Source organism: Pseudomonas sp. NPDC086251, from assembly GCF_044746405.1.
Classification (GTDB): Bacteria; Pseudomonadota; Gammaproteobacteria; order Pseudomonadales; family Pseudomonadaceae; genus Aquipseudomonas.
This window is the reverse complement of the sequence record NZ_JBIVBY010000029.1, coordinates 2092-25692: the sequence shown is the minus strand read 5'-3', so window position 1 is coordinate 25692 and position 23601 is coordinate 2092. Positions and strand designations below refer to the sequence as shown.

At 51.9% G+C, this 23601-nt stretch carries 20 protein-coding genes; 9 read left to right on the top strand and 11 right to left on the bottom strand.

Going from position 1 to position 23601, the window contains the following annotated elements; genetic code table 11:
* Positions 1-190: 190 nt before the first annotated feature.
* The 5 genes from ACIPL2_RS27015 to ACIPL2_RS26995 all read left to right on the top strand — a co-directional run bounded on the left by ACIPL2_RS27015 (position 191) and on the right by ACIPL2_RS26995 (position 3285).
* Positions 191-469 carry a hypothetical protein gene (locus tag ACIPL2_RS27015; RefSeq protein ID WP_401361541.1) on the top strand — a complete coding sequence of 93 codons (279 nt, stop codon included), beginning with the start codon at positions 191-193 and terminating at the stop codon, positions 467-469.
* A gap of 2 nt (positions 470-471) precedes the next feature.
* Positions 472-813, top strand: a complete 342-nt coding sequence (locus ACIPL2_RS27010) for a helix-turn-helix domain-containing protein (RefSeq protein WP_401361539.1) — start codon at positions 472-474, stop codon at positions 811-813.
* 23 nt (positions 814-836) lie between these two features.
* Complete coding sequence (locus ACIPL2_RS27005; protein WP_401361537.1) at positions 837-1856, top strand: ImmA/IrrE family metallo-endopeptidase; 1020 nt, start codon at positions 837-839, stop codon at positions 1854-1856.
* Positions 1857-2050: 194 nt separating this feature from the next.
* Positions 2051-2476 (top strand): C1 family peptidase, encoded by a 426-nt coding sequence (locus ACIPL2_RS27000; RefSeq protein ID WP_401361535.1) that lies wholly within the window; start codon positions 2051-2053, stop codon positions 2474-2476.
* Positions 2476-3285, top strand: a complete 810-nt coding sequence (locus tag ACIPL2_RS26995) for a hypothetical protein (RefSeq protein WP_401361533.1) — start codon at positions 2476-2478, stop codon at positions 3283-3285. Before ACIPL2_RS27000 ends, ACIPL2_RS26995 begins: the two co-directional genes overlap by 1 nt.
* Here the strand turns inward: ACIPL2_RS26995 and ACIPL2_RS26990 are convergent.
* From ACIPL2_RS26990 to ACIPL2_RS26980, 3 genes are read right to left on the bottom strand one after another with little or no spacing between them, the layout of a single operon-like run.
* A complete protein-coding gene (locus tag ACIPL2_RS26990; RefSeq protein WP_401361531.1) occupies positions 3282-3947 on the bottom strand; it encodes a uracil-DNA glycosylase in 666 nt (221 codons plus the stop codon). The two genes, ACIPL2_RS26995 and ACIPL2_RS26990, sit on opposite strands and share 4 nt — an antisense overlap.
* Positions 3934-5154 (bottom strand): hypothetical protein, encoded by a 1221-nt coding sequence (locus tag ACIPL2_RS26985; protein WP_401361529.1) that lies wholly within the window; start codon positions 5152-5154, stop codon positions 3934-3936. Before ACIPL2_RS26985 ends, ACIPL2_RS26990 begins: the two co-directional genes overlap by 14 nt.
* Positions 5155-5170: 16 nt before the next feature.
* Complete coding sequence (locus ACIPL2_RS26980) at positions 5171-5467, bottom strand: DUF4031 domain-containing protein (protein WP_401361527.1); 297 nt, start codon at positions 5465-5467, stop codon at positions 5171-5173.
* Positions 5468-5503: 36 nt separating this feature from the next.
* On the opposite strand from ACIPL2_RS26980, the gene ACIPL2_RS26975 reads away from it, so the two are divergent.
* The 4 genes from ACIPL2_RS26975 (at position 5504) to ACIPL2_RS26960 (ending at position 12473) form a co-directional block, all read left to right on the top strand.
* Entirely contained in the window at positions 5504-5857 is a 354-nt protein-coding gene (locus ACIPL2_RS26975) for a helix-turn-helix transcriptional regulator (protein WP_401361525.1), read from the top strand.
* Between the two features lie 348 nt (positions 5858-6205).
* Positions 6206-10411 (top strand): glycosyltransferase, encoded by a 4206-nt coding sequence (locus tag ACIPL2_RS26970; protein WP_401361523.1) that lies wholly within the window; start codon positions 6206-6208, stop codon positions 10409-10411.
* A 385-nt stretch (positions 10412-10796) separates the two neighbouring features.
* Positions 10797-11408: an HAD family hydrolase gene (locus ACIPL2_RS26965; protein ID WP_401361521.1), complete on the top strand. Its 612-nt coding sequence runs from the start codon at positions 10797-10799 to the stop codon at positions 11406-11408.
* A gap of 237 nt (positions 11409-11645) precedes the next feature.
* Positions 11646-12473 (top strand): hypothetical protein, encoded by an 828-nt coding sequence (locus ACIPL2_RS26960; protein WP_401361519.1) that lies wholly within the window; start codon positions 11646-11648, stop codon positions 12471-12473.
* Between the two features lie 134 nt (positions 12474-12607).
* On the opposite strand, the gene ACIPL2_RS26955 is transcribed toward ACIPL2_RS26960, so the two are convergent.
* From ACIPL2_RS26955 to ACIPL2_RS26920, 8 genes are all read right to left on the bottom strand, one after another.
* Positions 12608-13879: a TnsD family Tn7-like transposition protein gene (locus ACIPL2_RS26955; RefSeq protein WP_401361517.1), complete on the bottom strand. Its 1272-nt coding sequence runs from the start codon at positions 13877-13879 to the stop codon at positions 12608-12610.
* A 251-nt stretch (positions 13880-14130) separates the two neighbouring features.
* On the bottom strand, positions 14131-15588 hold the full coding sequence (locus tag ACIPL2_RS26950; protein ID WP_401361515.1) for an ATP-binding protein: 1458 nt from the start codon (positions 15586-15588) through the stop codon (positions 14131-14133).
* The gene (locus ACIPL2_RS26945; protein ID WP_401361513.1) at positions 15581-17761 is read right to left on the bottom strand and encodes a Mu transposase C-terminal domain-containing protein; all 2181 of its coding nucleotides are present in this window, start codon (positions 17759-17761) and stop codon (positions 15581-15583) included. The genes ACIPL2_RS26950 and ACIPL2_RS26945 overlap by 8 nt, the downstream gene beginning before the upstream one ends.
* Positions 17721-18674, bottom strand: coding sequence for a TnsA endonuclease N-terminal domain-containing protein (locus ACIPL2_RS26940; RefSeq protein WP_401361511.1), 954 nt, complete (start codon positions 18672-18674; stop codon positions 17721-17723). The genes ACIPL2_RS26945 and ACIPL2_RS26940 overlap by 41 nt, the downstream gene beginning before the upstream one ends.
* 196 nt (positions 18675-18870) lie before the next feature.
* Positions 18871-20703 (bottom strand): glutamine--fructose-6-phosphate transaminase (isomerizing), encoded by a 1833-nt coding sequence (gene glmS, locus ACIPL2_RS26935; RefSeq protein WP_401361509.1) that lies wholly within the window; start codon positions 20701-20703, stop codon positions 18871-18873.
* Between the two features lies 1 nt (position 20704).
* A complete protein-coding gene (locus tag ACIPL2_RS26930) occupies positions 20705-21484 on the bottom strand; it encodes a DeoR/GlpR family DNA-binding transcription regulator (RefSeq protein ID WP_401361638.1) in 780 nt (259 codons plus the stop codon).
* Between the two features lie 188 nt (positions 21485-21672).
* On the bottom strand, positions 21673-23040 hold the full coding sequence (gene glmU, locus ACIPL2_RS26925) for a bifunctional UDP-N-acetylglucosamine diphosphorylase/glucosamine-1-phosphate N-acetyltransferase GlmU (RefSeq protein WP_401361507.1): 1368 nt from the start codon (positions 23038-23040) through the stop codon (positions 21673-21675).
* Between the two features lie 113 nt (positions 23041-23153).
* Entirely contained in the window at positions 23154-23579 is a 426-nt protein-coding gene (locus tag ACIPL2_RS26920) for a F0F1 ATP synthase subunit epsilon (RefSeq protein ID WP_401361636.1), read from the bottom strand.
* Positions 23580-23601 lie beyond the last annotated feature (22 nt).

Below are 23601 nucleotides of genomic sequence, written 5' to 3'. Positions count from 1 at the left end.
GTCGATCAAGGCTGCGTCACCTTTTGCGGATCCATCGACCATGGTGCGCTGCCGTCTGCGGAACCACCTAAAGATAGTGACTCGTTAGCGATCCAGCACTGACCAAGCTCAGATGACTGCTGAACACCTTGTGATGGCAACATGCAATTGGTAATGTCGACTTCTTCACTCCATTTTTGGATCACATTTCATGGACAAAAAAGCAGCTCTTGAGCAGCTTTTGCGAAAATTCTGGGATGAGAACGTACTGGACAATTCGGAGCTACCACTCGGAGTTGAAAACCTGTACGCCCCTTTGGACTCAGTAACCGCTATCGACGTCCTTTCAAAGATCAAGGAGTTGTTCAAGGATGTTCTCGGGAATAAAAAAATCCCTGCGGAGGACGTTATCCAGAACGGCGGTTATCGCAGTAAAGAAGAATTCGTCCAGAAGGTAGTCGAAGCGGTCGCAAAACACATCGGAGCGTGAAAATGGTCGCCTCAGGTCCTCAAGGCAACAAAGCCAAAGCCGGGCGCTTACTTCACGCTCGAGAATACATTGGGCTAACCGTGCAGGATGTATCCGCTGCGCTGGAAATTCCTCCTGACCTGTTAGACACATACGAGAGCGGGCAAGCAGAGCCTGATGAATCTCTCCTGCGCAGGTTTGCGCAGTTGTACCAACGATCCGTTGATTACCTTCTCTACGGGGGAGCGCCTCGCTCCACCGCACCTGATCAACTGGCTTTCCTGGCACGCGACAAGACAGGCATGTCTGCCGCCGATCTACAGGAAGTCCAGTTATTCGCAGACTTCTTGGAAGGCCAGGCTTAGCTCGCCGGTATTTAGGTCACGGAATGGCAAGAAACAATTTATTTTTAAAAGTTGCCGAACAAGCCAGCGACGCGCTCCACTCATCTGGAGCCCTAAAACGAGTAGACGATGACGGGTATATACGCATTGATCCGTTTCAGGTAGCCACCTCCGCCGGGGTGCCCGTTGTGCTTCGGCGACTAGATAAGCTTCTAGGCGCCTTTCTGCGACTTCCACGACCTGGAATTCTCGTTAACTCCGACCGCTCCGCAGGTTTGGTTCATATGACCTGCGCGCACGAGCTCGGACACTTTTTCATGGGGCATTCCAGCTCTTCCGATGTTCTGCCCGTGGGCGCGAATGCTCAGAAACTTGAAAAAGAAGCTGACGCCTTCGCATATCAATTGCTTGCCCCGAAATCCCTGCTGATTAAACTATTGCGCCGTAAAGATTGGACGCGAGAGCCTTTAACCGCTTTCAGAACCTATCAGCTTTCGCTGAGGTTGGGGATTAGCTACGACGCAATGACATGGACACTGCAACGACTCAATATTATTGATGCGATGACCGGTGAAGATCTGCGTCGCACAAAACCCGCAGATATCAAAAAAGCACTGCTTGGAGCTCAACTGCCGGACAGCAGGAAAGAAGTCTGGCTAATTGACCCGCAGGACAAAAATCTTATTCTAGAGCCTCGCCCCGAGGATCACTTGGTCGTGCGACTAAAAAGCCACGCCGGCTCAGGCTACCTCTGGCACATGCAAACCTCAGATTTGGCGGCCGAGGGCTTTACGGTCGCCCCGCTCCAAACCTCACCCATTGCTGCGGAATATGACCAAGCGAACCGGTTTGGTGGTCCACCGATGATGGATTACGAAATTTCCGGTGTAAGAACCGCTAGTGAAGAGCCGCTATGCCTGCAGCTCGCAGAGACGAGGCCGTTTGCACCGAACGATCCCGTCCATCAGTCGTTTGAATCTCGAGCAAAGTTTGAGGATCTTTCTAGCGGTCTCGCCCGACTCCAACGAATCGCTGGGCTGAATAAGGTGGCTAATGGTGAATGAGCTGATACGACTGCCAGAGGCAGACGTTACAGTCCGTCCGCAGGGTTTAAGGCCAACCTGCCTGGCTTTTGCGTTGTCGGACCTGAACTATCAATTGGCCAAAGACCATTTAAGCCCCGAATACCTATACAGGGCAGCCGCACTGTCTCAATCAAGGTTGGCAACCCCACGACGGGATGACGTGGGATTCGGCAATGGCTGCTGCGAAAAGTGGCCAGCCATTGGAAGTCAGCTTCCCGTACCAAACAGATGAACCATCTCTACCGATACCCGCTCTGCCCCGAAAGCTTCCTCTTCATGGGCACACGGTCAGTCTGCAGCAAAATCAATTCGACGAAATTGTGGTTCGATTGCGTAAAAACACGCCTACCGGACTGGCCCTTCGGCTTACACTTGAATTCTATGCCCCCCAGAACGGCATGGTTTTATTCAGCGAACAAGCGCTCCCTGGAATGCTCCATGCGGTAGTGGTGGTGGGGTACGGAGCGACACCCGACAATAAGCAATGGCTACTCATTCGTAACAGTTGGGGGGCTCCATGGGGCGATGGTGCTGGTCGGGCTTGGATTTGTGAGTCCTATGTGTCAGCTCATTCAACGTTCGCCTTTGGAGTATCTTGATGGCAAAGCTTTTTCAATGTACCGGCCTTGTCGCAGCGTGGCTCGATGCAGCTCAACACCTGGCAAAACTACCTTCTATGGAAGATCAAAATCTCATCCTCGAGATTTCTGATCCGACGTCTATGACCCTAGAAGCAAAAGCAGTACTCAGCTCAGTTGATCAAGCATTGAACCAGAACATTCCAGATCTCACGATCGACACTGTTGCTGGCACAATTTTCCCTCTGGGTGTCTACCTGCGAAACAAGCGTCCGACGTTCTATGGAAAATTCTTCGAATTAATGGCGCAGAGGAAAACGCAGGGGACATGGGGCACGTATGCGTTGCGCATGATGAAACGTACCAGTGGAAGCGGCAAGAACGCCATACATTTGAACCCACTCGAAATTATCGTTCAGAAGTTGGCAAAGGCGCAGACGGGCCGGAAACTAAAATCACATTACGAGCTCGGACTGATTGATATCATCGAGGACGTACTGCCGTTCCATGAGATTGGCGTAGAGTTGCCAATCTATGATCCGGTAAAAGATGCTAAGAAGCCTTCCAGCTACCCCTGCCTCAGTCACATCACCTTCAAACTAATCGATGAAAAAGTCCATCTCACGGCTATTTACCGATCCCACTACTACGGCACCCGAGCCCTAGGCAACCTTGTGGGGTTGAGCCAACTCCTCTGGTTTGTGGCAAAGGAAGCCGGTTTTAGCATCGGGACTCTTACTTGCGTATCAACTCATGCCAAGTTAGATATTGGTAGCCTCGCAGTAAGCACGAAGGAAACGAAAGCATTCGTTAATGCCCTGAAACTTTAAAAGAGCGAAGTCTGTGCATCAGAGCTTTCGGGTACCAGCTCGTAGATCCGGGCCATTCCCGCTCTAAAATCCTTGACGCCACCGTAGCTCGGATGCCGAATAGTCTCGACAGGCACACCGAAACGTACCGCATACTGGCCAGCATCTTGGCCGATTGCGACTATGCGTTTAATGCCCAGCCATTGAATCAGGGAATTGTTCAGCTCATCTACTTGGGAGAGTTCACGCGCTGTGAACTTGCGATTGCTAAACGGATTCCCAGGTTCATGAGGGTGAAATGGAAACACGTTCCATAGCAAAGGTGGTATCTCAATAGACCGCAAAATTGACCATATCTCTGCAGCTGTTCGTTCCGCAATCGCTGGTCCACGTGTGACCTGTTTCGACACGCATCCCGGATACAGTTTTGACATCTCAGGAAGATGAAATTCGTCTGTAAGCGCCAAGCCGGTCCTTCTGCCACCTCGATATCCTAGATCGCGGCCCATCCAGATCGTGTCGACTCCGATATTCTTCACCGCAGTCAGGTAGGTTCGCAAATTGTTACGTCTTGAAGCGGCAGCGTTCGCTCGGTCATGCACAGGACATAGATCAGCATACGGGTTGAAGACATTGCTGAGTGTAAAGCCTGATAAGGCGGCCACAAACTTACTCGGATTCATTGTTTTCTTCCAAGGGCATGAATTTAAGCGTGTGAGCGTTCATATCCACCTCAATTGTGCCGCATCGATCGTCTTGCAATTGCCGGAAAACTGAAAACCCTTCCAGTATCGCCCGCTCCCACTGCCAGAGAGCACAATCACTAACTTCATAGCCATGCACCATACTTCCAATTTGCTTAAGGAGGCCGTAATCCAGGCTGCCTTCCGAGACATCTGAATAATGGTTGCGATGTTTTGCGTGATTGAAAATCCAGGTAGCTATGCCTTCCTCGATGATGGCTGCACGCGCCCCATCCTCGTTTTCATCAAGCTTGGGATTCGATTTACGCTTGCGTTTCATCAACCCACGTAGCACGGGCGACCATCCCAAGTGCGCCACATATGCGAGATGAAAAATGTCGTGAAATCGATAATCGTCTTGCTCATGACTGTTATCGGTGAGGCGATCACCGATATAAACTCCAGACATTCGCTGGACCACGTACTTGTGGCCCCCCTGCTCCCGCTCAATGAAATCCATTTTTATTTTACGTGGAAGCTGCTCGTGGATCGGCATGCCTTCATCGAAATGCTTCGGGTAAATCCCGTGATCCTTAGGCCAACGACTTGCGGTCTTCGAAATATTCGCGACCGCCACCTCTTCCAACGAAAGTCTGAAACTGGCGCAACTCAGTGCAAGCCAAGCCATGAGTTTGCCTAAGTACTCGGCACGCCGCGGAATTGTAAGACTCTGCAATGCACCGTGGGTCATATCCGCTAAAGCACCCGCAGATTTCGCTAGCTCACCCAAATAAATAGACCGTACCAGCCCCTCTGTCGTCATATGGACCTCGATCAGAGAATCTATATGCCTGAAGGTTATAATAGTACTTGGAGCTTCGTTCTGGTCTTTGAACTGTTCTCTCAACACGCGCAGACATTGATGACCCAGCTCGTTAGGTGCAACGCCGAGCAGATGAGCGGTGATAAACAAATACCACAATGCATCACCTAATTCTTCTCCTGCCATTTGGCAGACATTTTCATCGAGGTTGTCGCGCACACTTTTTTTTACCGCTGAAAGCAGGCCACCAATCTCACCAAAAAAACCATATCGGACATACTCAAGGCCCCGATCATCATCCGCAAATCGAAGAGATTCGCGCGCCTTAAGCATAAAGTTAGGGACTGAAAGAGGGGCGGGGCGGGGCGAAAGCATCGTCGACATATCCATTGCCTACTGGTCAGAAAAGTGACAGCTGCAGCGTAACCTTTGGAGGGGACGCCAACAACTCGCTCCTCATCTTTTTGCAGCACGCCACGATGACTTCACGATCTGCGTCTAATGCCCCCAGTTTGAGCGCTCTCGTACGAACCGACATCGTCACGTCATAGTGCGGGTATTTTTCACATTGAAACCAGCTTCGACGCAGGCCAAGCCGACCTGCAAAATCGTGCAACTCGTCAAGTGTATCGGCCACCAGATGGCACCAGCGCCTGCCCCGCCACTCTATCGCCTCAGCATCAACATATACTGTCATGACAGGTAGTCTTGCGCCGTGAAATGTGCAATTATTATGCACATTATGGCAACAAAAATCAAACAACTAATAGATCCTCAGGACCTTGGATTCTCAATAAAATCGAGACGGAAGGCACTCGGCTATACGCAAACAGACCTGGCACGACTACTCGATATACATCACAGCCAAGTGGTCCGGATTGAGCAGGGAAAGATCGCGACGATTAACAAAAGCGTGCGAAAAATATGCACATTGCTGCATATTAGCCTCGAATCTATAGAAGGTGCCGAACAGACGTCCATCGCCGCGCGAGTTGAAAGGCTTATCCGAGAAGCCCCTCAGTCCACGGCTCTATTGCGCAGCACCGTGGAAATTCTTGAGCAGATGCTGCTTCATAAAGACAAATAGTCAAGGCAATTGGCGCATAGCTAGAGGACCGATTAGCTAAGCGCAAAGGCTGGGCTTGCGAATGTGCCAACAGGTAGTGATTGGCCGAAAGCTGGAGGCTAGCCGGTAAGACTTCCGCTTTAAAAACGTCGCATTTAGACTGCAACTGTCGCGATATCGACACTGGCACCGCCAGTTATTGCACAAATTCGAACGTTTAATCGCCGACGATTCCGTAGACGTCGATATGATTCGGTCTAGGGCTTGCGCCGACAGCAGATCATCATCGTAGTACCGAACTCCTGCACCTGATCGAAGGCGCACAATGCACCGCAATTACCCCAAAAATATCGAAATCTAGGAGCCGAGATGGCATACGTGGTGGCTTTGCTCGCAACTCGCTGGGGGAGTGATTTAGGTGGCCTCAATGTTTTTAACAAAGGGCTTGCGGAAGGCCTGATTCAGGCATTGCCCAAAGGAAGCAAGACACTCTGCTTTGTAAATCGGCTGCCAACCACCACCACAAGGGAGGGAGAGGTCCAGCTTATAGAGCATGAGGAGTTCAGCGCTACGATCCTAGCAAGCGAGATCGCCAGCCACTGTGAGACGTTGGATATAGGTACTTTACAAGGCGTGTTAGTAGTGGGGCATGACGCCATTACAGGCCAAGCAGCCATCGACTGCGCCAACCAGCTTCGTGAACATCTGGGAGATGAGACCAGCGTCAAGTCAGCCGTCATCGGTCATATGGACTATTCGGCATATGCCTTTATGAAGGGGCATAGCCTTGAAGAGGTGACAGAGCGGTCGATCAAGCAGCGAGATATCATTGCCGCTGCAGATTGTGCGTTTGCAGTAGGCCCGCTGTTACAAAGCAACTTCGCGTCCGCGCGAAGCGCCATGAATCGCCCAAGGTCGCCAGTCAGGCCATTAATACCTGGCGTGAATGAAGTTAAGTGGAATCATCATAACCCTCGCGTTGATCTGCGGGTTTTTATCTCGGGACGACTTAATAGTGAAGATGATCCGATTAAAAACTCTATATTGGCTATCCATGCGCTCGCAGAAGCATATAAGCGTGGTCGTCAAATTTGCGCTGCGGCTTGGGACGCGCGAGGGCAGCTTTTCGCTTGGGGCGTTGATCCAAGCTCCGACCGAGCTGCAATAGATGAGCTAAAGGCAATCGGCAGTAAAAGTGCCGCGTTTGTGCTACATGCAGAACCGTTCTCCGATGACCAGAAAGCCCTGCGTCAAAGCCTGGCAGACTGTCATGTGGCGCTTATGCCTTCCTGGCATGAAGGGTTTGGTCTGAGCGGATGGGAGGCTCTGTGCGCAGGTGTGCCTCTTGTATGCTCGCGTCAGTCTGGCCTCGCAATGCTAATCGATGATCTAAAGCAGCAGTTCCCAGAGGTGTCCTTTGACAGCGTCCAGTTCGTCAATATCGGCGGCAGCCTGACCGCAGGAACACCGAGCGCGGAGGACATCGGGACATGTGCGGACGCATTGCTTGAAATCACAAGCAACCTCGAAGTACGCAAGCAGGCCGCTATACAGTTGGCGAGCCTGCTTAAGCGCGAATTCAGCTGGAAGCGTTGTGCTTCTGATTTACTAGAGGGTACTGGCTGGGATTTGCCTGGTTCCGTTCACTGGTCAAACCGACAGGCCGTGGGGCGGAAACAGGAGGAGTCTCGTCAGGTATTGGAGCGTATCCTCGACGACCTTGACCATTTGGACCTCGAAGAAGACTGGCGCGATTTGACGACAGCATTCAACAATTTGAGTGATGCGGGTAAGAACGCCGATCTGCAGGATAGACCCGAACTGCGTGCGAAACTGCGCACCATCGGCAGTGCGATTGGTGATCACATGACTGTCGCTAGCGCTCTGTGCGAAACAGCGAGAGAGTCGGGGCGCATGGACGTATGTTGGCGATACATGGCTGCGTGCGCCAACATTTGCTCAAGCTTTCGAGATTTTTCGGAATCTTTTCCAGAGTCAATGTTACAGATGATCTGGAAAGATACGTTTTTAACGAAGGAGTTGTTTTACTACGCCTCAGTCTTTGCGGATGAGTTCACGCATCAGGCGAGCGAGATTGCTCCCAAGTTTTTCGAGCCCGCCTGGTTAACCGATTCGGAGACTGCTTATGCTATTCGACTTGCCCGCTTAGCAAGCAAACGTAAAGAACTAACGCAACTTTTTCCGAGAATGGAAAATGTTCCGGAGTTTATCAACGAACATGAGCGCTGCATTAAACTTGAAAAACACTCGCACGATATTGCGAATGCCATCGCGGACGACCCTAAACTGGTCTCGACGACGCTAGCGCTAATGGCGCACGGCTTAGAGCCGGCACGTCAGATATCCGATCAGACTGTCAGTTTCTTAAGCAGCTATTTCCCCGATGCTGGCACCGCTAAGGGCCATTGGCGTGGTGACAAACGCGTATTCGCAGCGCTCGCTACAGCGAGCTTATCAACACAGGTGCTTCTTGAAGCGTTGCGCTGTATGGCACTCGATGAAGATGAAAGCATCAGGTGGGCCTCATTGCATCTGGCGTTCTCACAGACATTGCGACGACGACTGGAATCTGCCTTCGCGGCTGGGGCACTTACGATCGAAGGCTCGTTGAATGAAGAGTTGGGCAAAATTGTGGACATGGCTATCAGCACCGATGATGGACACCCATGGCTACATCGGGAATTCCTGAGTCATTACCTAGAAGAGTGCGCTTCGCCACCCGGATACGGCAAGCCTAAGCCTTTAGGGGTTTTGGACTTCCCCGTGGCTAGATGGTTGATCGGCCCTGTCGTAGGCGAGCGTGCGCCGAATCTTCGCGGTCGCATGCACCCGGAAGTCGCCGTCACACGCACCGATACTCTACAAGCCGTGAAACGCATCCTCCTCGTATTGCCTCCAATCGAAATCGACGACGCTGCATCCGGTGCATCCCGAACTAGCACGCCTGCCTTAGGCCTCGGACTGCTGGCATCTCACCTAGCGTCTCAGGGCCACGACGTGCAGGTCGCAGACTGCCACCGATTCCCAAGGTTACGTGCTGAAGTGCTGCGTCTGGCACGAACTTTCGACTTGATTGGATTTAATACGGTGTTTTCTACAATCCAGTCAACTATGAATATGCTCGTCGATATTCGCAAGCGCACACACAGCACGACACTCGTAATTGGCGGACCGGCGGCAAAACTAAATGCATGGCAGTTTTCTACGGTTCATACGGAGGACGCCCAGACAAGCTGGGACTTCGCAGTTGCAAGCAATGCAGTTGAGAACTTATCTTCATTAGTGGCGAGCTTGAAAAGTCAGGGTCAATGGCCTGCAGCTCCGGGTATTACTCCAAACCTTAAAAGTTGGAATGTGGTCGGGCGTGGCATCGAAGAATATAACGTATTGCCATTCCCATCGCTCAAATCGTCAATTTCAACGTGGCCGAATGTGATGCTTGATCGACGGATTTATCGGAGTGGGGATGGCCAGTATGAGCCTGCTCGAACACGTTCGAAGTCGCAGACATTCCATGAGGCTCATGTAGTCATGTCGCAGGGGTGCGACTGGAACTGCGCTTTCTGTACCGAGCGTAGGGACAAAAGTGGTGGTGAGACAAGGCGGGAGGTCTCACATGTGCTCAAGGAAATTGGCGATCTCGCATTGCAGCATAAAGATCTCCGGATTCAGTTCATCGACGATAACTTGCTTCCACAGATTGCAGCTGATGGGAAACAGCGAGGGGATAAGTATCAAGGGCTTACCTGGGCGAGCGATTTTCTCGATGGCTTAGTGAAAATAAAAGAACAGACCGGCGATTCATTTGGCTGGCGCGGAATCTTCCGCATTGAGGATTTCATCGCCTACGAGGCCAACTTTGACGGGCCCTTTATAGAACACCTGCAGCGCTCAGGTTGTCGTATGCTTGCATTCGGTATTGAGCATGGTAGTGAAGTGCAGAGGAAGAAAAGCAAAGCGGCAAGTGAGGTTGTAACCAATACTCAAATTTCAGAGTTGTTTCAGCGACTCCGATCTGCGGACATTCTTACGAAAGCCTATTTCATGCTCGGCGGTCCATGGGAGACACAAGAGAGCGCGCACCAGACTATCGATTTTGCAGTTCAGAGTGGCGTAACACTGGCATATTTTGCGCTTTATAAGGACTTCGCCAAGGCCTCGAATATCTTGAGTAAAGAGCAACAAGCGAAGGATCCCAAAGCTGAAAGGTATATTAGGTATGACCAGCTGGCACTCAACTGGGATCGGATCCTAACCAACGTAAAAGTCAGTCATGATCATGTTGTTGACCCCTGCGATATGTCCGGGGGACCTGTAACGAAGCTAGAGCTGGAATGCTATCGCAAGCTTTCGGCACTAGGCTTTCAATTCACAGACTTGGTCAAGTACAACGACTTCCACGATGAGGAGGCAGATGGCGGAAGTCTTCTTCGTGCTGTTACGTGGAACTCGCCATCGGAATATTTTAAGACCGTCGAGCAGGCATACCGAAAATTCTACCTGAGAGATAGCTTTGTTCAAGAATACAACGCGTTACTTTCGCACGGCTACTGAACTGGCTTGTGGCATTAGTGTTCGCCTCCAGATACGCCCGCCCTCGACTTCCTGGGATCCGAGGCGAATAGTACCGGGCTTGAACGCTATCCGAATTTGAAACCCTCCGGCGGATTGACGTGTTGAGGACATCACTCTGGCAGCTGATTGACTGACAAACTAGCTTCTTCCGCACAATCAATGGCCGTGCGTCAGCAGCGGCTCTTTCCCTGAGGCTTACCGCCGTAGAGCCGCTATTATGTAATTGGGAAAGATCGTGTAGACGTGCTCGTTACGGGGGAAAGGCTCCTAGCGCAGAGCAAGGATTGGAAGCGGTTACTACCGGCAAGAAGAAAGATGGTTCACCTTGCTGCTAAGCCAAGACCATTGAAGTGAGCTTTTCTCCATGCCTGTTTCGGCAGCTATTTTCGACGCATTCGGCACTCTGCTGAAGATCAGTGGGGGAACTCACCCCTATCGCCAAATCCTCAAGCTCGGAATTGAGCAGGGCCGGCGTCCCAGAGTCAGTGATGCGGAAGATCTACTGTCAATTTCAATGGACCTGAGGCAAGCCGCCGATTTTTTTGGCATTCACGTTGACCATGATTTGATGAGGCGACTTGAATCAGCTCTCAACCAAGAATTGGCCAGCATTCAAGCGTACCCTGACGGCGTTGCTGCTGTGGCAGCTCTACAGGCAGCGGGGATAAAGGTAGCAGTGTGTTCTAACCTCGCGAAACCTTATGCGGCAGCAATCGAAAGGTTGTATCCAAATCTGGACGGATACGCCTACAGCTTTACGGTTGGTGCTATCAAACCTTCGAGCAAAATCTATCGGCATGTTACGCAGCTAGTTTCTGCTATGCCCGACGAGGCATGGATGATTGGCGATTCGAAGAGATGTGATTGCGATGGTCCCATTCAGTTCGGTATGCGGGGCTTCTACCTAGATAGACAAGGAAGCGGTGTTCACAAAACGCTTTGGCCTTTCGTTGGAGAAATCTTGCGCTCCCGATGACCAATTCTCGATCGGCGATGGTCACAGCGGCAAGTAACCAAATCGGCGGGTTTTTCGCCTAATTTATCCGCACTCACGCCACGACCTTTAAATGTCGAGTCTTTGTTTTCTGACCTTACAGAAGGACCAAGCTGAGCTTAAGGATTATGATGTTTGATTGCTGAAACTGGTCGCATGGGGAGAGTTGTGCTACGTACAAATGGTATAATCTGCTCAATTCTAATCGAGCCGTGATGCATGGATATTATCTCAACTTATTTCCCAGACGAGTATATTGGATCATTTATTCGCCGAAACAAAGAACTACAATGCGAATATAAATTCTCAAAAAATGATTACGAAACTCAACGCATCTCGTTCCGAGACAAAGACAATACAGAGATACTTCCAAGATCAATCAGACAGATTTGTGATCAGGAACGTGTACTAACTGACACGACCCTACATCCGATAGCAAAAAAACTAGGGATATTAAAAAAAATAACCACGGTTATTACACCAACTGAAAAATGGAGTATTTGTGAACAATGTGTAACTGAAGATATCGAGAGCGTGGGCGTAGCCTACATTCACAGGCAACACATCGTGCCAGGCCTAACCGTATGTTATAAACATGCCGGGCCATTGAAGTCTGTCTGCATTGCCTGCTCAACGGCAATAAAATGGCATCACATAACCGGGTTTTATCAATGTCATAAAAGTTATGCGCCCCTCAAATATGATAACGCACCGACCCCACACCACTTTCAGCTATCAGAGTTTTCCGCTGACCTTATCAGTATTGACATTACACATGTTCCCAATGTAAATAGCAAAAAGCTAATACGTCAAAGATTATGCGAATTAGGATATGGTAAAATCGAGAATATCGATTACGTCGCGGTGTCTGAGGACATAATTAAAATATTAGGACCTGGGATACATAAAAATGGCTTACCATCAGCTTGGTCAAACTTTCCAAGTCCTACGCTTTCATCCCTAATTAAATTAGGGTACTTCGCGTATCGAAAAGCTGAATCATATAAACGAGATGTCGAAACTACTACTTTGACCGAAAGATTGTGAGTGTAGCCGACTCCGCTTTAGAAGCTGAACGAGCTTCCAGGTTTAAAGTCGGCCACCTCCGAGCATTCTATTCGGCAGTTGGGTCTCGTCCCACGGGAGCGGATCCTAGCATCAGCTCAGGAGGACTAATTTGGCTAATCTATATACATTGCTAGCTCTTCGTCGGAAAGAACACAGACGTTGATTCCTGCTTTACGCAACAAACTCGATTTCCCTATTCCGCGATACCTTAAGGTTAATTCCCTAGCTGCCCAGGCGACTTTGCGAAGCTGGAATGCGTGCCGTGACTCAATCCAACGCTTGAGGGCAGCGCCACATTGAGGGTGACGTCCTCGATTATCAAAGGTTGCTTCTGATACGCCCAATTCTCGCGACAGCGATGCGATCGTAATCTTAATAGGCTTCCCCGGCGCGGCGACGATTGCTGCTGCTGCCTTATCGATACGCGCGGCAAGTAAGGTATATCTCTCAACGGTATCCACTCTGGTCGGACCCGGTGTATGGAGTCGATGTATCGAGCAATATTCAGTCAGCCATTGTCGATCATGACGATATAGCCACATGTAATCCGAAGCGTTCCTGGCCCCCGACAGTAACGCTTGATCGCTAAACGAGGTGCGCCGCGCCAAGCATTCTTGATCCAAAGCTGATGAGCCAACAGCAGTGCCACGAGCAATCGGCGCGGGCCGTAGATAACTGCCTTCCTCTCGTAGGAATAGCTCGCAGTCTTCGCACGTTACCCCCAAGAGTTCGAGCAAGCAGAAATGATACAGAGGGTGGTGCACCCGAAGCCGCTTCCTGATCAGACTGATCGGCCATGCAGGACATACCGCGCCTTGGCCAACCAGTCTCTCGAATTCAACGAGCTGTGGATAAGTACTTAACGAATGAGCAAGGAAATTCTGCAGATCACGAAGGGCAAATCGGCCAGATCTCAAGAAACACATCGTCTCGATCCGAGAAGCCAGGTAATTCCTTTCCAATAACAAAGAAGCTAACTTTGGATTGGAAAATCCCCAATCGATCAGCCTGGCCAGGTTGAGCATCCGCTGTGCCTGAAAGCTTGTCAGCGAGTAAGGCACAGCGTGCTGTTGAACCCGTTCATCGAGGGGAAAACATAGCGAGTCGTGGAGTTTTTCCAACGCGCTCTCCACTACTCCGCTCAGGGCACAACCATGGATTGGGCAAACCACGATGCCGCTGGCTTGGTGAATCAAATGCCAATATGCCACCCCTTCAATTGAAATGTCGCGCTGAGCGCATTCTGCGCACAGGCGAAGAGTACGGTGCCTTTCAAAACCTGCGGCGGTCACCCCAATTGTCATTTTAAGGCCAACACCTGACATCCCGCCCATCAAACGGCGCGCGATTTGTTCTTTGCCGGGGCCTATGAAAGGGATGAACAACGGGAGGACAGTGTGGCTATCCGCTACTCCAGCAATACCTGTTTGGCTTTCGAAGAAATCTAGACAGCATGGGAAATCAGATTGAAGAGTTCGGCTTTACCTTCCAAAGAGCTCGCACAAAGTCCGCCGAACACTGAAGCTTCCCGTCAGCCGGTGATAGCGCGAAACCATGCTATGCAAGGTTTCACCTTGAAATGGTGTGGGAAAAAACCTGAGGCTGTCCATCAGACCTCCAGAATGACTATCGCACATCACCAGAGCTTTATTGAAGGTTTGCCTATTGCTTCGGGCCCTTTCATCGCTTCTTCCCAGTCGTCTGATTCGACAATTTTCCGAGCCTTGCTTTTGGTATCGACAGGCGGGACAGATGCCACTTTTGCTTTGACGGGCTTCGGTATAGAAGCGGCGGGAGGACTCAGAGTTTCGGCGGTGGTCCTGTGTAAAAGTAAAGAACGATCAACCCTTCGAACCCTGCGCTGCAAGTCGGCGCACATCATCAAAGCAACCTGATCTTTGGCGGGCATCATGTCTTCAAAATCGTTAACCTGGTCGGGGTCGCCGCTACGAAGCGCCTCGATAGGCTTGTGCAAGATGGTCATCTGAGTATCGTAAACGTACTGCAGCAACTCGCCAGTCACGGGTGCCCCTTCGCAGACAGCATGTCTTTGAGCCAGGGTGAAAAGCTTTACCAGAAAATCGGTATTACCTTGGGTCAGATCGAATATCTTGGACTGTAAACCCTGATCTAGGGCGACAGTGGAATCCGCCCAGCTGTAGCCCCAAAGAAATTCAACCAAAAACTGCCATTCAGGATCGTCAGCGGTGAATCGGTCGAAATAGAACTCGCCCATTCCAAGCGCTCGTCGGGCGTTTCGGACCACGCGCGAGAACAGCTTGAAAGTAGCGTTGGTGCCTGAGAGCACGAGCGGCACCCCAGCATCATTAGATAACGCAACGAAAAAATTCAGAAGCTTTTGCTTGTCGCTGCCTTCTGGGGCTGAGTTGAGATTCTGCATTTCGTCAATAATTAGCACACCGACGTGGTAAGTACGACACATCTGGCTCACGCGCTGCATTAACACGCTGATACTGTTGCGAACCTTGATGAACTTGTCCGTGTAATTAGTACCGAGTGCTTGGTCGAGTGCTGCAAAAAATGACGCACACAGACCCCGAGGCGAGCCATCGTGCGGGCACTCGATCTTCAACCAGACTACCTGAGGGGATTTTATTGGCTTGCCATTGTACGAATGATGAAATATCACCTGTGGATACATTTTGACGATCGCGTTAAGCATGGTCGTCTTCCCCATGCCACTGAGACCAATGACTGTCAGGGTATTCGCGGAAGATTTAAACCCGGAGTGTTTCAGTTGTTCCTCTGTCGAGGCGTGCTGCATCGCGACAGTATCTCTGCTAAATGGGTTACGTGCGGTGTACCCATGTCGGAGCAGTTGCCCGAAAGCACCTTCAAATCGGAGATGCATATCTAGGGGAAGGACTGCAGTATCTACACGGCTGATACAGTGGGCGCGAACCTTGGCTGGAAGCAAGAGCTCTCCCCGCGTAGGAAGCGGCGGATAATTCCTGATGAGATTTACGACCTCCTCATCGGTGTAAATACGCGGCAGCGCCTCTATTAGCGGGTTCCCATCATAGTGGGACAGACCCGTCGGTGTGTACACGGCTTCCACATGAGCATCATTCATTTTCGGCAGCCCCACGCAGGGAGTTATGAACCAACTGCAAAATGGCCTTTTTTCGCGGCGAAACATCAGGCTTAGGAATGTCTGCAATTATAGGACTAGCCCCCCTAAGAATTTCCCCAAGCCTAATTTCGTGGAGCTTCTGCACATCCGCAGCCCTCTCAACATCGGCTTCCGATGCACGTTTTTCCCGTTTATTAGCTTTGAAGTCTGCTTTGGATTTCCGGGGTGGAGATTTTTTTTTGAGCTCCTTTGCTTGCTCCAAAATGACATCGATATGCGCCTTAAGATTGGCGGACTCGTTTAAATCGACATACCTTTCGTCAGGGGAAGGGTGACGCAGCGCCTCATATCGATCTTCAATCTCCTCTAAACGGAATCCACTGTATTTTTCGACTTCGTAATCAACTATGCGCAATGGCAAAAAATCACCACCATCGCGGATCCATACGTTGTCTGCGCTATTAGGGTCGTACCAGATTTTAACCCTCTGCATCCGTAAATTATGCGATCGCGCGAACCACTGTTCTTTTTCTGCAAGATCGCAGGTATATAGGATGCCTTTGAAGAAGATCCCTCCTCGCCTCACAGTCGCATCAGCCGATGGCAGCAGAGCAATTTTAATTTCAGCGCTTGGCCTAACATGGCAGTTGATAATACTTTCTTGCATGCCCCATTCCCAGATACTTAGAGGATTGAGATGGACTTCATCTTCAACCATTCGATTAGTAGCTAAATGAGGCAGGTGAAGTGTTTTGTTATGCTTGAGAACTTGGTAAATAATTAGCCTGGTAAACATATCAATGTCCAGTACAGCATCTAACTCGTAGTCCCTGTCACCCCGTTCCTGACGTCTCGCATCAACGCCGCCAGGAATAAATTTTAGATTCAAATCTTTGTTAATTATATGGAACCTGCTCTCCACGATAGCCTTCCAATCCGGCCGAAACGGAGGCGCAATCTTCAGCGTGGGTCCGAGGGCGTTGGTCATCGACTCACCTGCTTTGCTTAGCAGCTCACCACGATCAGCAGAGATCTCAATAGGTATATGGTGACAAGGCCAGTCCTCCTCGGCGATCTCGATACCATAGCGTTTGCAGAAATCAATTTTCGGAGTGAAAGCGTTGTAAAGAGCATGCCTAGCGCCTTCCCAACTAGGTCCTTCCAGGCCCACGTGAATGCCGACAATCATTCTAGAGTAGGCGTCGACGACAACGTACAAAACGGGGCGGCCAATTAACCAGTTGCGGTTAACACGATGAACTAGATATACGTCGGCAATAGTCGCGTCGACTTCATACCTATGGCATGGTCCAGCCAATCCATCTACTGAAGTTCCTGTAAGTGGTCGATAATCCTTATTCCACCTAATCATACCGCCGCGCCCCATCAGGGCGCGCAAAGCATCAAAATATTTGGCTGAATAATATGTGAACTGGCGAAAAGTAGGATGCTCATTACGGCGAAGCTTACCTGGACTGCCATCTGAGTATGTTGTCAGGTAGTACTCTTTCAACATCCAGTCAAAAGCGGAGCGCATGCTCCCTTCTTCGCCATTACTGAAACGCGCGAAAGCAGTCTCTATTGAGAGTAAATGCAATTCTGATATGGGAACCGCTACCCTTTCAATGATTAACCCTCGATATTTAGGAGGGCGTCCTAAAGTTTTTCCAGGAGTTGCTATTCTGCGCTTTCCAGGAGCACCGAACTTAGTCGTGTCAAGCAACAAAGCATTTTTTGTCTGACCATATGCCCAGTACCTGTACAGCAGCGAGTACACTTTCTTCCTAGTAACACCCATCTTGGCTGCATGTCGAGCAACAATACTACCGAAACAGCCATCACTGAATAACTCGCTCGCAAGTTTGTGCTCGACGAGCTCTTTTATGATAAGCCAGGCTTGGTCCCGAGAACATTTCTGTGCATCAGGTATTTCATCCTCAAGTCTCATCATAAACTTCATCGGCTCCTCAGTAGATACTCTGATTTGACCGCTTTTGAGTGCATGAAGAAAATCGTCAAGGTTCGCAATCCAAGGCTTCTTTAGATTAGCCTCCATACTGATCAGCAGCAACAGCCTAGATCGTCGGTCAATATCCAGTACCCTAGTAGGCTTTTCTAATAGCGCTGCTCCCTCAACGGGCGTCAGTACCAGATTGACGTTGATCTGATTCATTGAGCGACACTCCGGTGTGGACTGAGTTGGCGGTTAGGCATTCGGGTAATATTGTTACGGGCCGTGCCATAGTAATAACATGACTATCTAGATCAATTGTTATGATGTGGTGCCATACCATGTAGAAGAACAATGCTTTGACATCTGCGTATAATATATACAAATACTTTGCGATTTTGTGAAGAAGTACTGACAACGAGATTTTATCTAAAGCGTGAGGGCCAAGCAGCGTGAAATAGCGGATAATCAACTTTATGTTCTTATCCACAGCGAGCGATGGTTTAATCGCTGCGTAGCCCCTAATCATAATTAGATTTTTAATCCGAAAATAAGGGAAATCTTCATAGTAAAGAGAATCCCAACTGATATTTCGGCGCGTCCAGTATTCTTCTTCAACCTCTAATTTTTCAAAAATGCGCAATCTTTTCCGCTTGTTAGCTTCTTTTAGTTCCTGTTTATACTTGAGTGAAACGCCATGTAGGAACGTGCCGCCATCTTTGCCTTTCATTGTTAGCATAAAATCCGTAGTGTAAACATGCGGAACCGAAGATTGCGGATATAGCGCAGGCCGGATATTTTTGCTAATAGCGATAGCGTGTGTCTCGAAGTACTCCAGCAAAGGAAATTGCTCCCGTATGTCAATTACATCCGGGTTGAATTCCACCAGAACCAGAAACTCATACTCACTGTCCGAGAGCGTATGGTGCGTCCGAGGGATTTTTACGCCCCGCGTGACCCTGGATGAACCACGAGATGCGAAGGAGGTGATCTGCAACCACGGTTGGTACTCGCCGAGCACTCCCTGACCGAGCCCTGCACGAATTTTCTGATCAATGTATGCCGTAGTCAGTTTTTTAACCCGACTGGGATTGAACGACACTCTGGCACGAGTGGAGGGGGATGAAGGGTTCATATCGGGGGGAGCATTCCATCGGACGAAATCTACATCAGTCACTTACCCAAAAAAAAGGGCAGCCAATTGATGGCCGCCCCAATTTTACTCCCGGAAAATCTACTCGTGTTCATCTTTATTTGTTTGTGCCGACCTTTGTTTGTTTGTGCCGACCTTTATTGATCAAAAACATAGGGTTCGATCACCTGTGGATAACTTATTCCACCGTCACCGACTTCGCCAGGTTACGCGGCTGGTCAACGTCGGTGCCTTTCAACACGGCAACGTAATACGAGAGCAACTGCAGCGGAATGGTGTAGAGGATCGGCGACAGGATGTCGTGGATGTGCGGCATCTGCACCACGTGCGTGCCTTCACCATCGGTCATGCCGGCCTGCTCGTCTGCGAAAACGATCAGCTCGCCGCCACGGGCGCGGACTTCCTGGAGGTTGGACTTCAACTTCTCCAGCAGTTCGTTGTTCGGCGCCACGGTGACCACTGGCATGTCGTTATCCACAAGCGCCAACGGACCGTGTTTCAGCTCGCCGGCCGGATAAGCTTCGGCGTGGATGTAGGAGATTTCCTTGAGCTTGAGCGCCCCTTCCATTGCCACCGGGAATTGCGCGCCACGACCGAGGAACAGGGTGTGTTTTTTCTCGGCGAACAGCTCGGCGATTTTTTCGACGGTGCTGTCCATGGCCAAGGCTTCACCCAGACGGGTTGGCAGGCGACGCAACTCTTCAACCAGTGTCGCCTCGACACCTTTGGCCAGCGAGCCGTGAACCTGACCCAGCGACAAGGTCAGCAACAGAAGACCGACCAATTGAGTGGTGAACGCTTTGGTCGAGGCCACGCCGATTTCCCGACCGGCCTGGGTTAGCAGCGTCAAGTCGGATTCACGCACCAGCGAGCTGATGCCGACGTTGCAGATCGCCAGGCTGGCCAGGTAACCCAGCTCTTTCGCATTGCGCAGGGCGGCCAGGGTGTCAGCGGTTTCGCCGGACTGGGAGATGGTCACGAACAACGTGTTGGGCTGCACCACCACTTTGCGGTAACGGAATTCGCTCGCGACTTCGACCTGGCACGGGACGCCGGCCAGTTCTTCGAGCCAGTAACGGGCAACCATGCCGGCGTGGTAACTGGTGCCGCACGCGACGATCTGCACATTGCGTACGTTGGCGAACAGTTCGGCAGCCTGCGGACCGAAGGCCTGTACCAGCACCTGGTTCTGGCTCATGCGACCTTCCAGCGTGCGTTGCACCACGGCCGGTTGCTCGTGGATTTCCTTGAGCATGAAGTGACGGAACGCGCCTTTTTCAGCCGCTTCGGCGCTGTCGCGATACTGCACCGCTTCGCGCTCGACGGGTTGGCCACTCAGGTCCCAAATCTGCACGCTGTCGCGGCGAATTTCAGCGATATCGCCTTCTTCCAGGTACACGAAGCGGTCAGTCACCTGACGCAGCGCCAATTGGTCGGATGCCAGGAAGTTTTCACCCAGGCCCAGGCCAATGACCAGCGGGCTGCCACTGCGGGCGGCGACCAGTCGGTCCGGTTGCTGGGCGCTGATGACCGCCAGGCCATAAGCACCGTGCAGCTCTTTAACGGCAGCCTTCAAGGCCGCGGTCAGATCGCGCAGATCCTTGAGTTTGTGCTGCAGCAAGTGGGCGATGACTTCGGTATCGGTGTCCGAGGTGAACACGTAACCCAAGGCTTTGAGCTGCCCGCGCAGGGCTTCGTGGTTCTCGATGATGCCGTTGTGCACCACCGCCAGATCACCGGAGAAATGCGGGTGGGCGTTGCGTTCGCACGGCGCACCGTGAGTCGCCCAGCGGGTGTGGGCGATACCGAGGCGACCGACCAGCGGCTCTTCGGCCAAGGCCAATTCCAGCTCGCTGACCTTGCCCGGGCGGCGCAGACGCTCGAGCGTTTCGTCATTGGTGTAGACCGCCACACCGGCGCTGTCATAGCCACGGTATTCCAGGCGTTTCAGGCCTTCGAGCAGGATGGCGGTGATGTTACGTTCTGCGACTGCGCCGACAATTCCACACATGCTATTTCTCCTGACTGACAGCCGCGCAAATCAATGTGATTCCGCGGGCCTGAATCTGATCCCGTGCCTCGAGCGGCAGGCGATCATCGGTAATTAGGGTATGGACGCTGCTCCATGGCAGCTCCAGGTTGGGAATCTTGCGGCCGATCTTGTCGGCCTCCACCATCACGACCACTTCGCGGGCGACTTCGGCCATGACCCGGCTCAGTCCCAGCAATTCGTTGAAGGTAGTGGTACCGCGCACCAAGTCGATGCCATCGGCCCCGATGAACAATTGATCGAAGTCGTAAGAGCGTAGTACTTGCTCGGCAACCTGCCCCTGGAAGGACTCGGAATGCGGATCCCACGTGCCGCCGGTCATCAACAGCACCGGCTCGTGTTCGAGTTCGCTCAAGGCATTGGCGACGTGCAGGGAATTGGTCATCACCACCAGGCCCGGTTGCTGGCCGAGTTCCGGAATCATCGACGCCGTGGTGCTGCCACTGTCGATGATGATCCGCGCATGCTCGCGAATCCGCGTGACGGCGGCGCGGGCAATGGCCTGCTTGTATTTGGAAACCGGTTGGCCGATGTCGGCCACCAATTCTTGAGGCATGGTGACGGCGCCGCCATAACGACGCAGCAGCAGACCGTTGCTTTCAAGCGCGGCAAGATCCTTGCGGATCGTAACTTCCGACGTTTCGAAGCGCTTGGCCAAGTCATCCACACTGACTTCGCCCTGCTCGTTGAGCAAGGCGAGGATATTGTGACGGCGTTGAGGTGTATTGCGCTTCGACATGATTTGCTAAGTTTCGATTCGTAAGATAACGAAAGCAATCAAAACCTATAAGCGAAACTTCGTCAAGCGTGGGGCGATAAAAAAGCTTCGCGGGCAAGCCTCGCTCCTACAGGTGGATGTCAATGCGAACGACGTGAACCCTGTAGGAGCGAGGCTTGCCCGCGAAGACGATTCCCTTGGCTGTGGATAACTCAGGACTTCTTGATTTTCTCCGGGCGCTTCCAGCCGTCGATGTTCTTCTGGCGCGCACGGCCCACAGCCAGTTGTGCGTTATCCACATTCTGGGTAATGGTCGAACCGGCCGCGGTGGTGGCGCCATTGGAGATATCCACAGGCGCGACCAACGAATTGTTGGAGCCGATGAACACATCTTCACCCAACACGGTTTTCCACTTGTTGGCGCCGTCATAGTTGCAGGTGATGGTGCCTGCGCCGATATTGGTGCGGGCGCCAATCTCGGCATCGCCCAGGTAAGTCAGATGACCGGCCTTGGCGCCTTCGCCCATGTGGGCGTTTTTCAGTTCGACGAAGTTACCCACATGGGCGCGAGCCTCCAGCACCGTGCCTGGACGCAAACGGGCGAACGGACCGGCATCGCTGCCTTCACCGAGAATGGCGCCTTCGATGTGGCTGTTGGCCTTGATCATCACGCCTTTGCGCAAAGTGCTGTCCTTGATCACGCAGTTCGGACCGATCACCACGTCGTCTTCGATGACCACCTTGCCTTCGAGGATAACGTTGATATCGATCAGCACGTCGCGACCGATGGTGACTTCACCGCGCACATCGAAACGCGCCGGGTCGCGCAGGGTCACGCCTTGAGCCATCAAACGACGACCGGCGCGCAGCTGATAGTGACGCTCAAGCTCGGCAAGCTGCTTGCGATCGTTGGCGCCCTGCACTTCCATGGCATCGTCAGGTTGCTCGGTCGCCACTACCAGTCCGTCGCCCACCGCCATCGCGATCACATCGGTCAGGTAATACTCGCCCTGGGCATTGTTGTTGGAGAGCCGGCTCATCCATTCGCCAAGTTTTGCGAACGGCAGCGCCAGAATGCCGGTGTTGCCTTCGGTGATCGCACGCTCGGCTTCGTTGGCGTCTTTCTGTTCGACGATGGCAGCAACCTTGCCGTCGGCGTCACGGACGATGCGACCATAGCCCGTCGGGTCGTCCAGTTCGACAGTCAGCAGGCCGAGTTGCTGCGGCGCTACTTGCTTGAGCAAACGTTGCAGGGTGTCGACTTCGATCAACGGCACATCACCGTAAAGAATCAGCACGGCGTCGGACTCGATGAACGGCACCGCTTGCGCAACCGCGTGGCCAGTGCCCAATTGTTGGTCCTGCAGGACGAAATTCAAATCATCCGCCGCCAGACGCTCACGCACTGCATCGGCACCATGACCGATCACCACGTGGATGCGCTGTGGATCAAGTTGCCGGGCGCTGTGGATAACATGGCCGAGCATTGAGTTGCCGGCAATCGGGTGCAGGACTTTCGGCAATGCCGAACGCATGCGTGTGCCTTGGCCAGCAGCGAGAATAACGATTTCAAGAGACATGACTGGCTATCCTGGGTGGTCAGCAACTGCGACCAAGGTTATGAAAGTCGAAAAAGAAAAAAGGGTAGCCGAGGCTACCCTTTTTAATCAATCGCACAACAAGCGATGGCCTATTAGTGGCCAAACTTCTTGCGGATCGCCTGGACGGTGCGCAGCTGAGCTGCAGCCTCGGCCAGACGTGCGGCAGCAGAACCGTAATCGAATTCGGCGCCACGTTCATGCAAGGCCTTCTCGGCAGCCTTAACGGCTTCCTGAGCAGAGGCTTCATCCAGGTCGGCAGCACGTTGCACGGTGTCGGCAAGAACCTTGACCATGTTCGGCTGAACCTCGAGGAAACCACCAGAGATGTAAAACACCTCCTCTTCCCCGCCCTGCTTGACCAGGCGGATCGGACCCGGCTTGAGATTAGTGATCAGCGGCGCGTGACCCAGGGCGATACCAAGATCACCCAGTGCACCGTGCGCAATCACCATCTCGACCAGGCCGGAAAAGATTTCCCCTTCCGCGCTGACGATATCGCAATGGACTGTCATAGCCATCTGATTGCCTAAAACTAAAATA

Bases quoted from the DNA above. Each gene is read 5' to 3' on its own strand.
- ACIPL2_RS26970 (WP_401361523.1), top strand. From the start codon at position 6,206: ATGGCATACGTGGTGGCTTTGCTCGCAACTCGCTGGGGGAGTGATTTA.
- ACIPL2_RS26945 (WP_401361513.1), bottom strand. From the start codon at position 17,761: ATGAATCAGATCAACGTCAATCTGGTACTGACGCCCGTTGAGGGAGCA.
- ACIPL2_RS26960 (WP_401361519.1), top strand. From the start codon at position 11,646: ATGGATATTATCTCAACTTATTTCCCAGACGAGTATATTGGATCATTT.
- ACIPL2_RS26940 (WP_401361511.1), bottom strand. From the start codon at position 18,674: ATGAACCCTTCATCCCCCTCCACTCGTGCCAGAGTGTCGTTCAATCCC.
- ACIPL2_RS27005 (WP_401361537.1), top strand. From the start codon at position 837: ATGGCAAGAAACAATTTATTTTTAAAAGTTGCCGAACAAGCCAGCGAC.
- ACIPL2_RS26985 (WP_401361529.1), bottom strand. From the start codon at position 5,154: ATGTCGACGATGCTTTCGCCCCGCCCCGCCCCTCTTTCAGTCCCTAAC.
- glmS (WP_401361509.1), bottom strand. From the start codon at position 20,703: ATGTGTGGAATTGTCGGCGCAGTCGCAGAACGTAACATCACCGCCATC.
- ACIPL2_RS26920 (WP_401361636.1), bottom strand. From the start codon at position 23,579: ATGGCTATGACAGTCCATTGCGATATCGTCAGCGCGGAAGGGGAAATC.
- ACIPL2_RS27000 (WP_401361535.1), top strand. From the start codon at position 2,051: ATGGCTGCTGCGAAAAGTGGCCAGCCATTGGAAGTCAGCTTCCCGTAC.
- ACIPL2_RS26965 (WP_401361521.1), top strand. From the start codon at position 10,797: ATGCCTGTTTCGGCAGCTATTTTCGACGCATTCGGCACTCTGCTGAAG.
- ACIPL2_RS26980 (WP_401361527.1), bottom strand. From the start codon at position 5,467: ATGACAGTATATGTTGATGCTGAGGCGATAGAGTGGCGGGGCAGGCGC.
- ACIPL2_RS26975 (WP_401361525.1), top strand. From the start codon at position 5,504: ATGCACATTATGGCAACAAAAATCAAACAACTAATAGATCCTCAGGAC.
- ACIPL2_RS26950 (WP_401361515.1), bottom strand. From the start codon at position 15,588: ATGAATGATGCTCATGTGGAAGCCGTGTACACACCGACGGGTCTGTCC.
- ACIPL2_RS27010 (WP_401361539.1), top strand. From the start codon at position 472: ATGGTCGCCTCAGGTCCTCAAGGCAACAAAGCCAAAGCCGGGCGCTTA.
- ACIPL2_RS26995 (WP_401361533.1), top strand. From the start codon at position 2,476: ATGGCAAAGCTTTTTCAATGTACCGGCCTTGTCGCAGCGTGGCTCGAT.
- ACIPL2_RS27015 (WP_401361541.1), top strand. From the start codon at position 191: ATGGACAAAAAAGCAGCTCTTGAGCAGCTTTTGCGAAAATTCTGGGAT.
- ACIPL2_RS26990 (WP_401361531.1), bottom strand. From the start codon at position 3,947: ATGAATCCGAGTAAGTTTGTGGCCGCCTTATCAGGCTTTACACTCAGC.
- glmU (WP_401361507.1), bottom strand. From the start codon at position 23,040: ATGTCTCTTGAAATCGTTATTCTCGCTGCTGGCCAAGGCACACGCATG.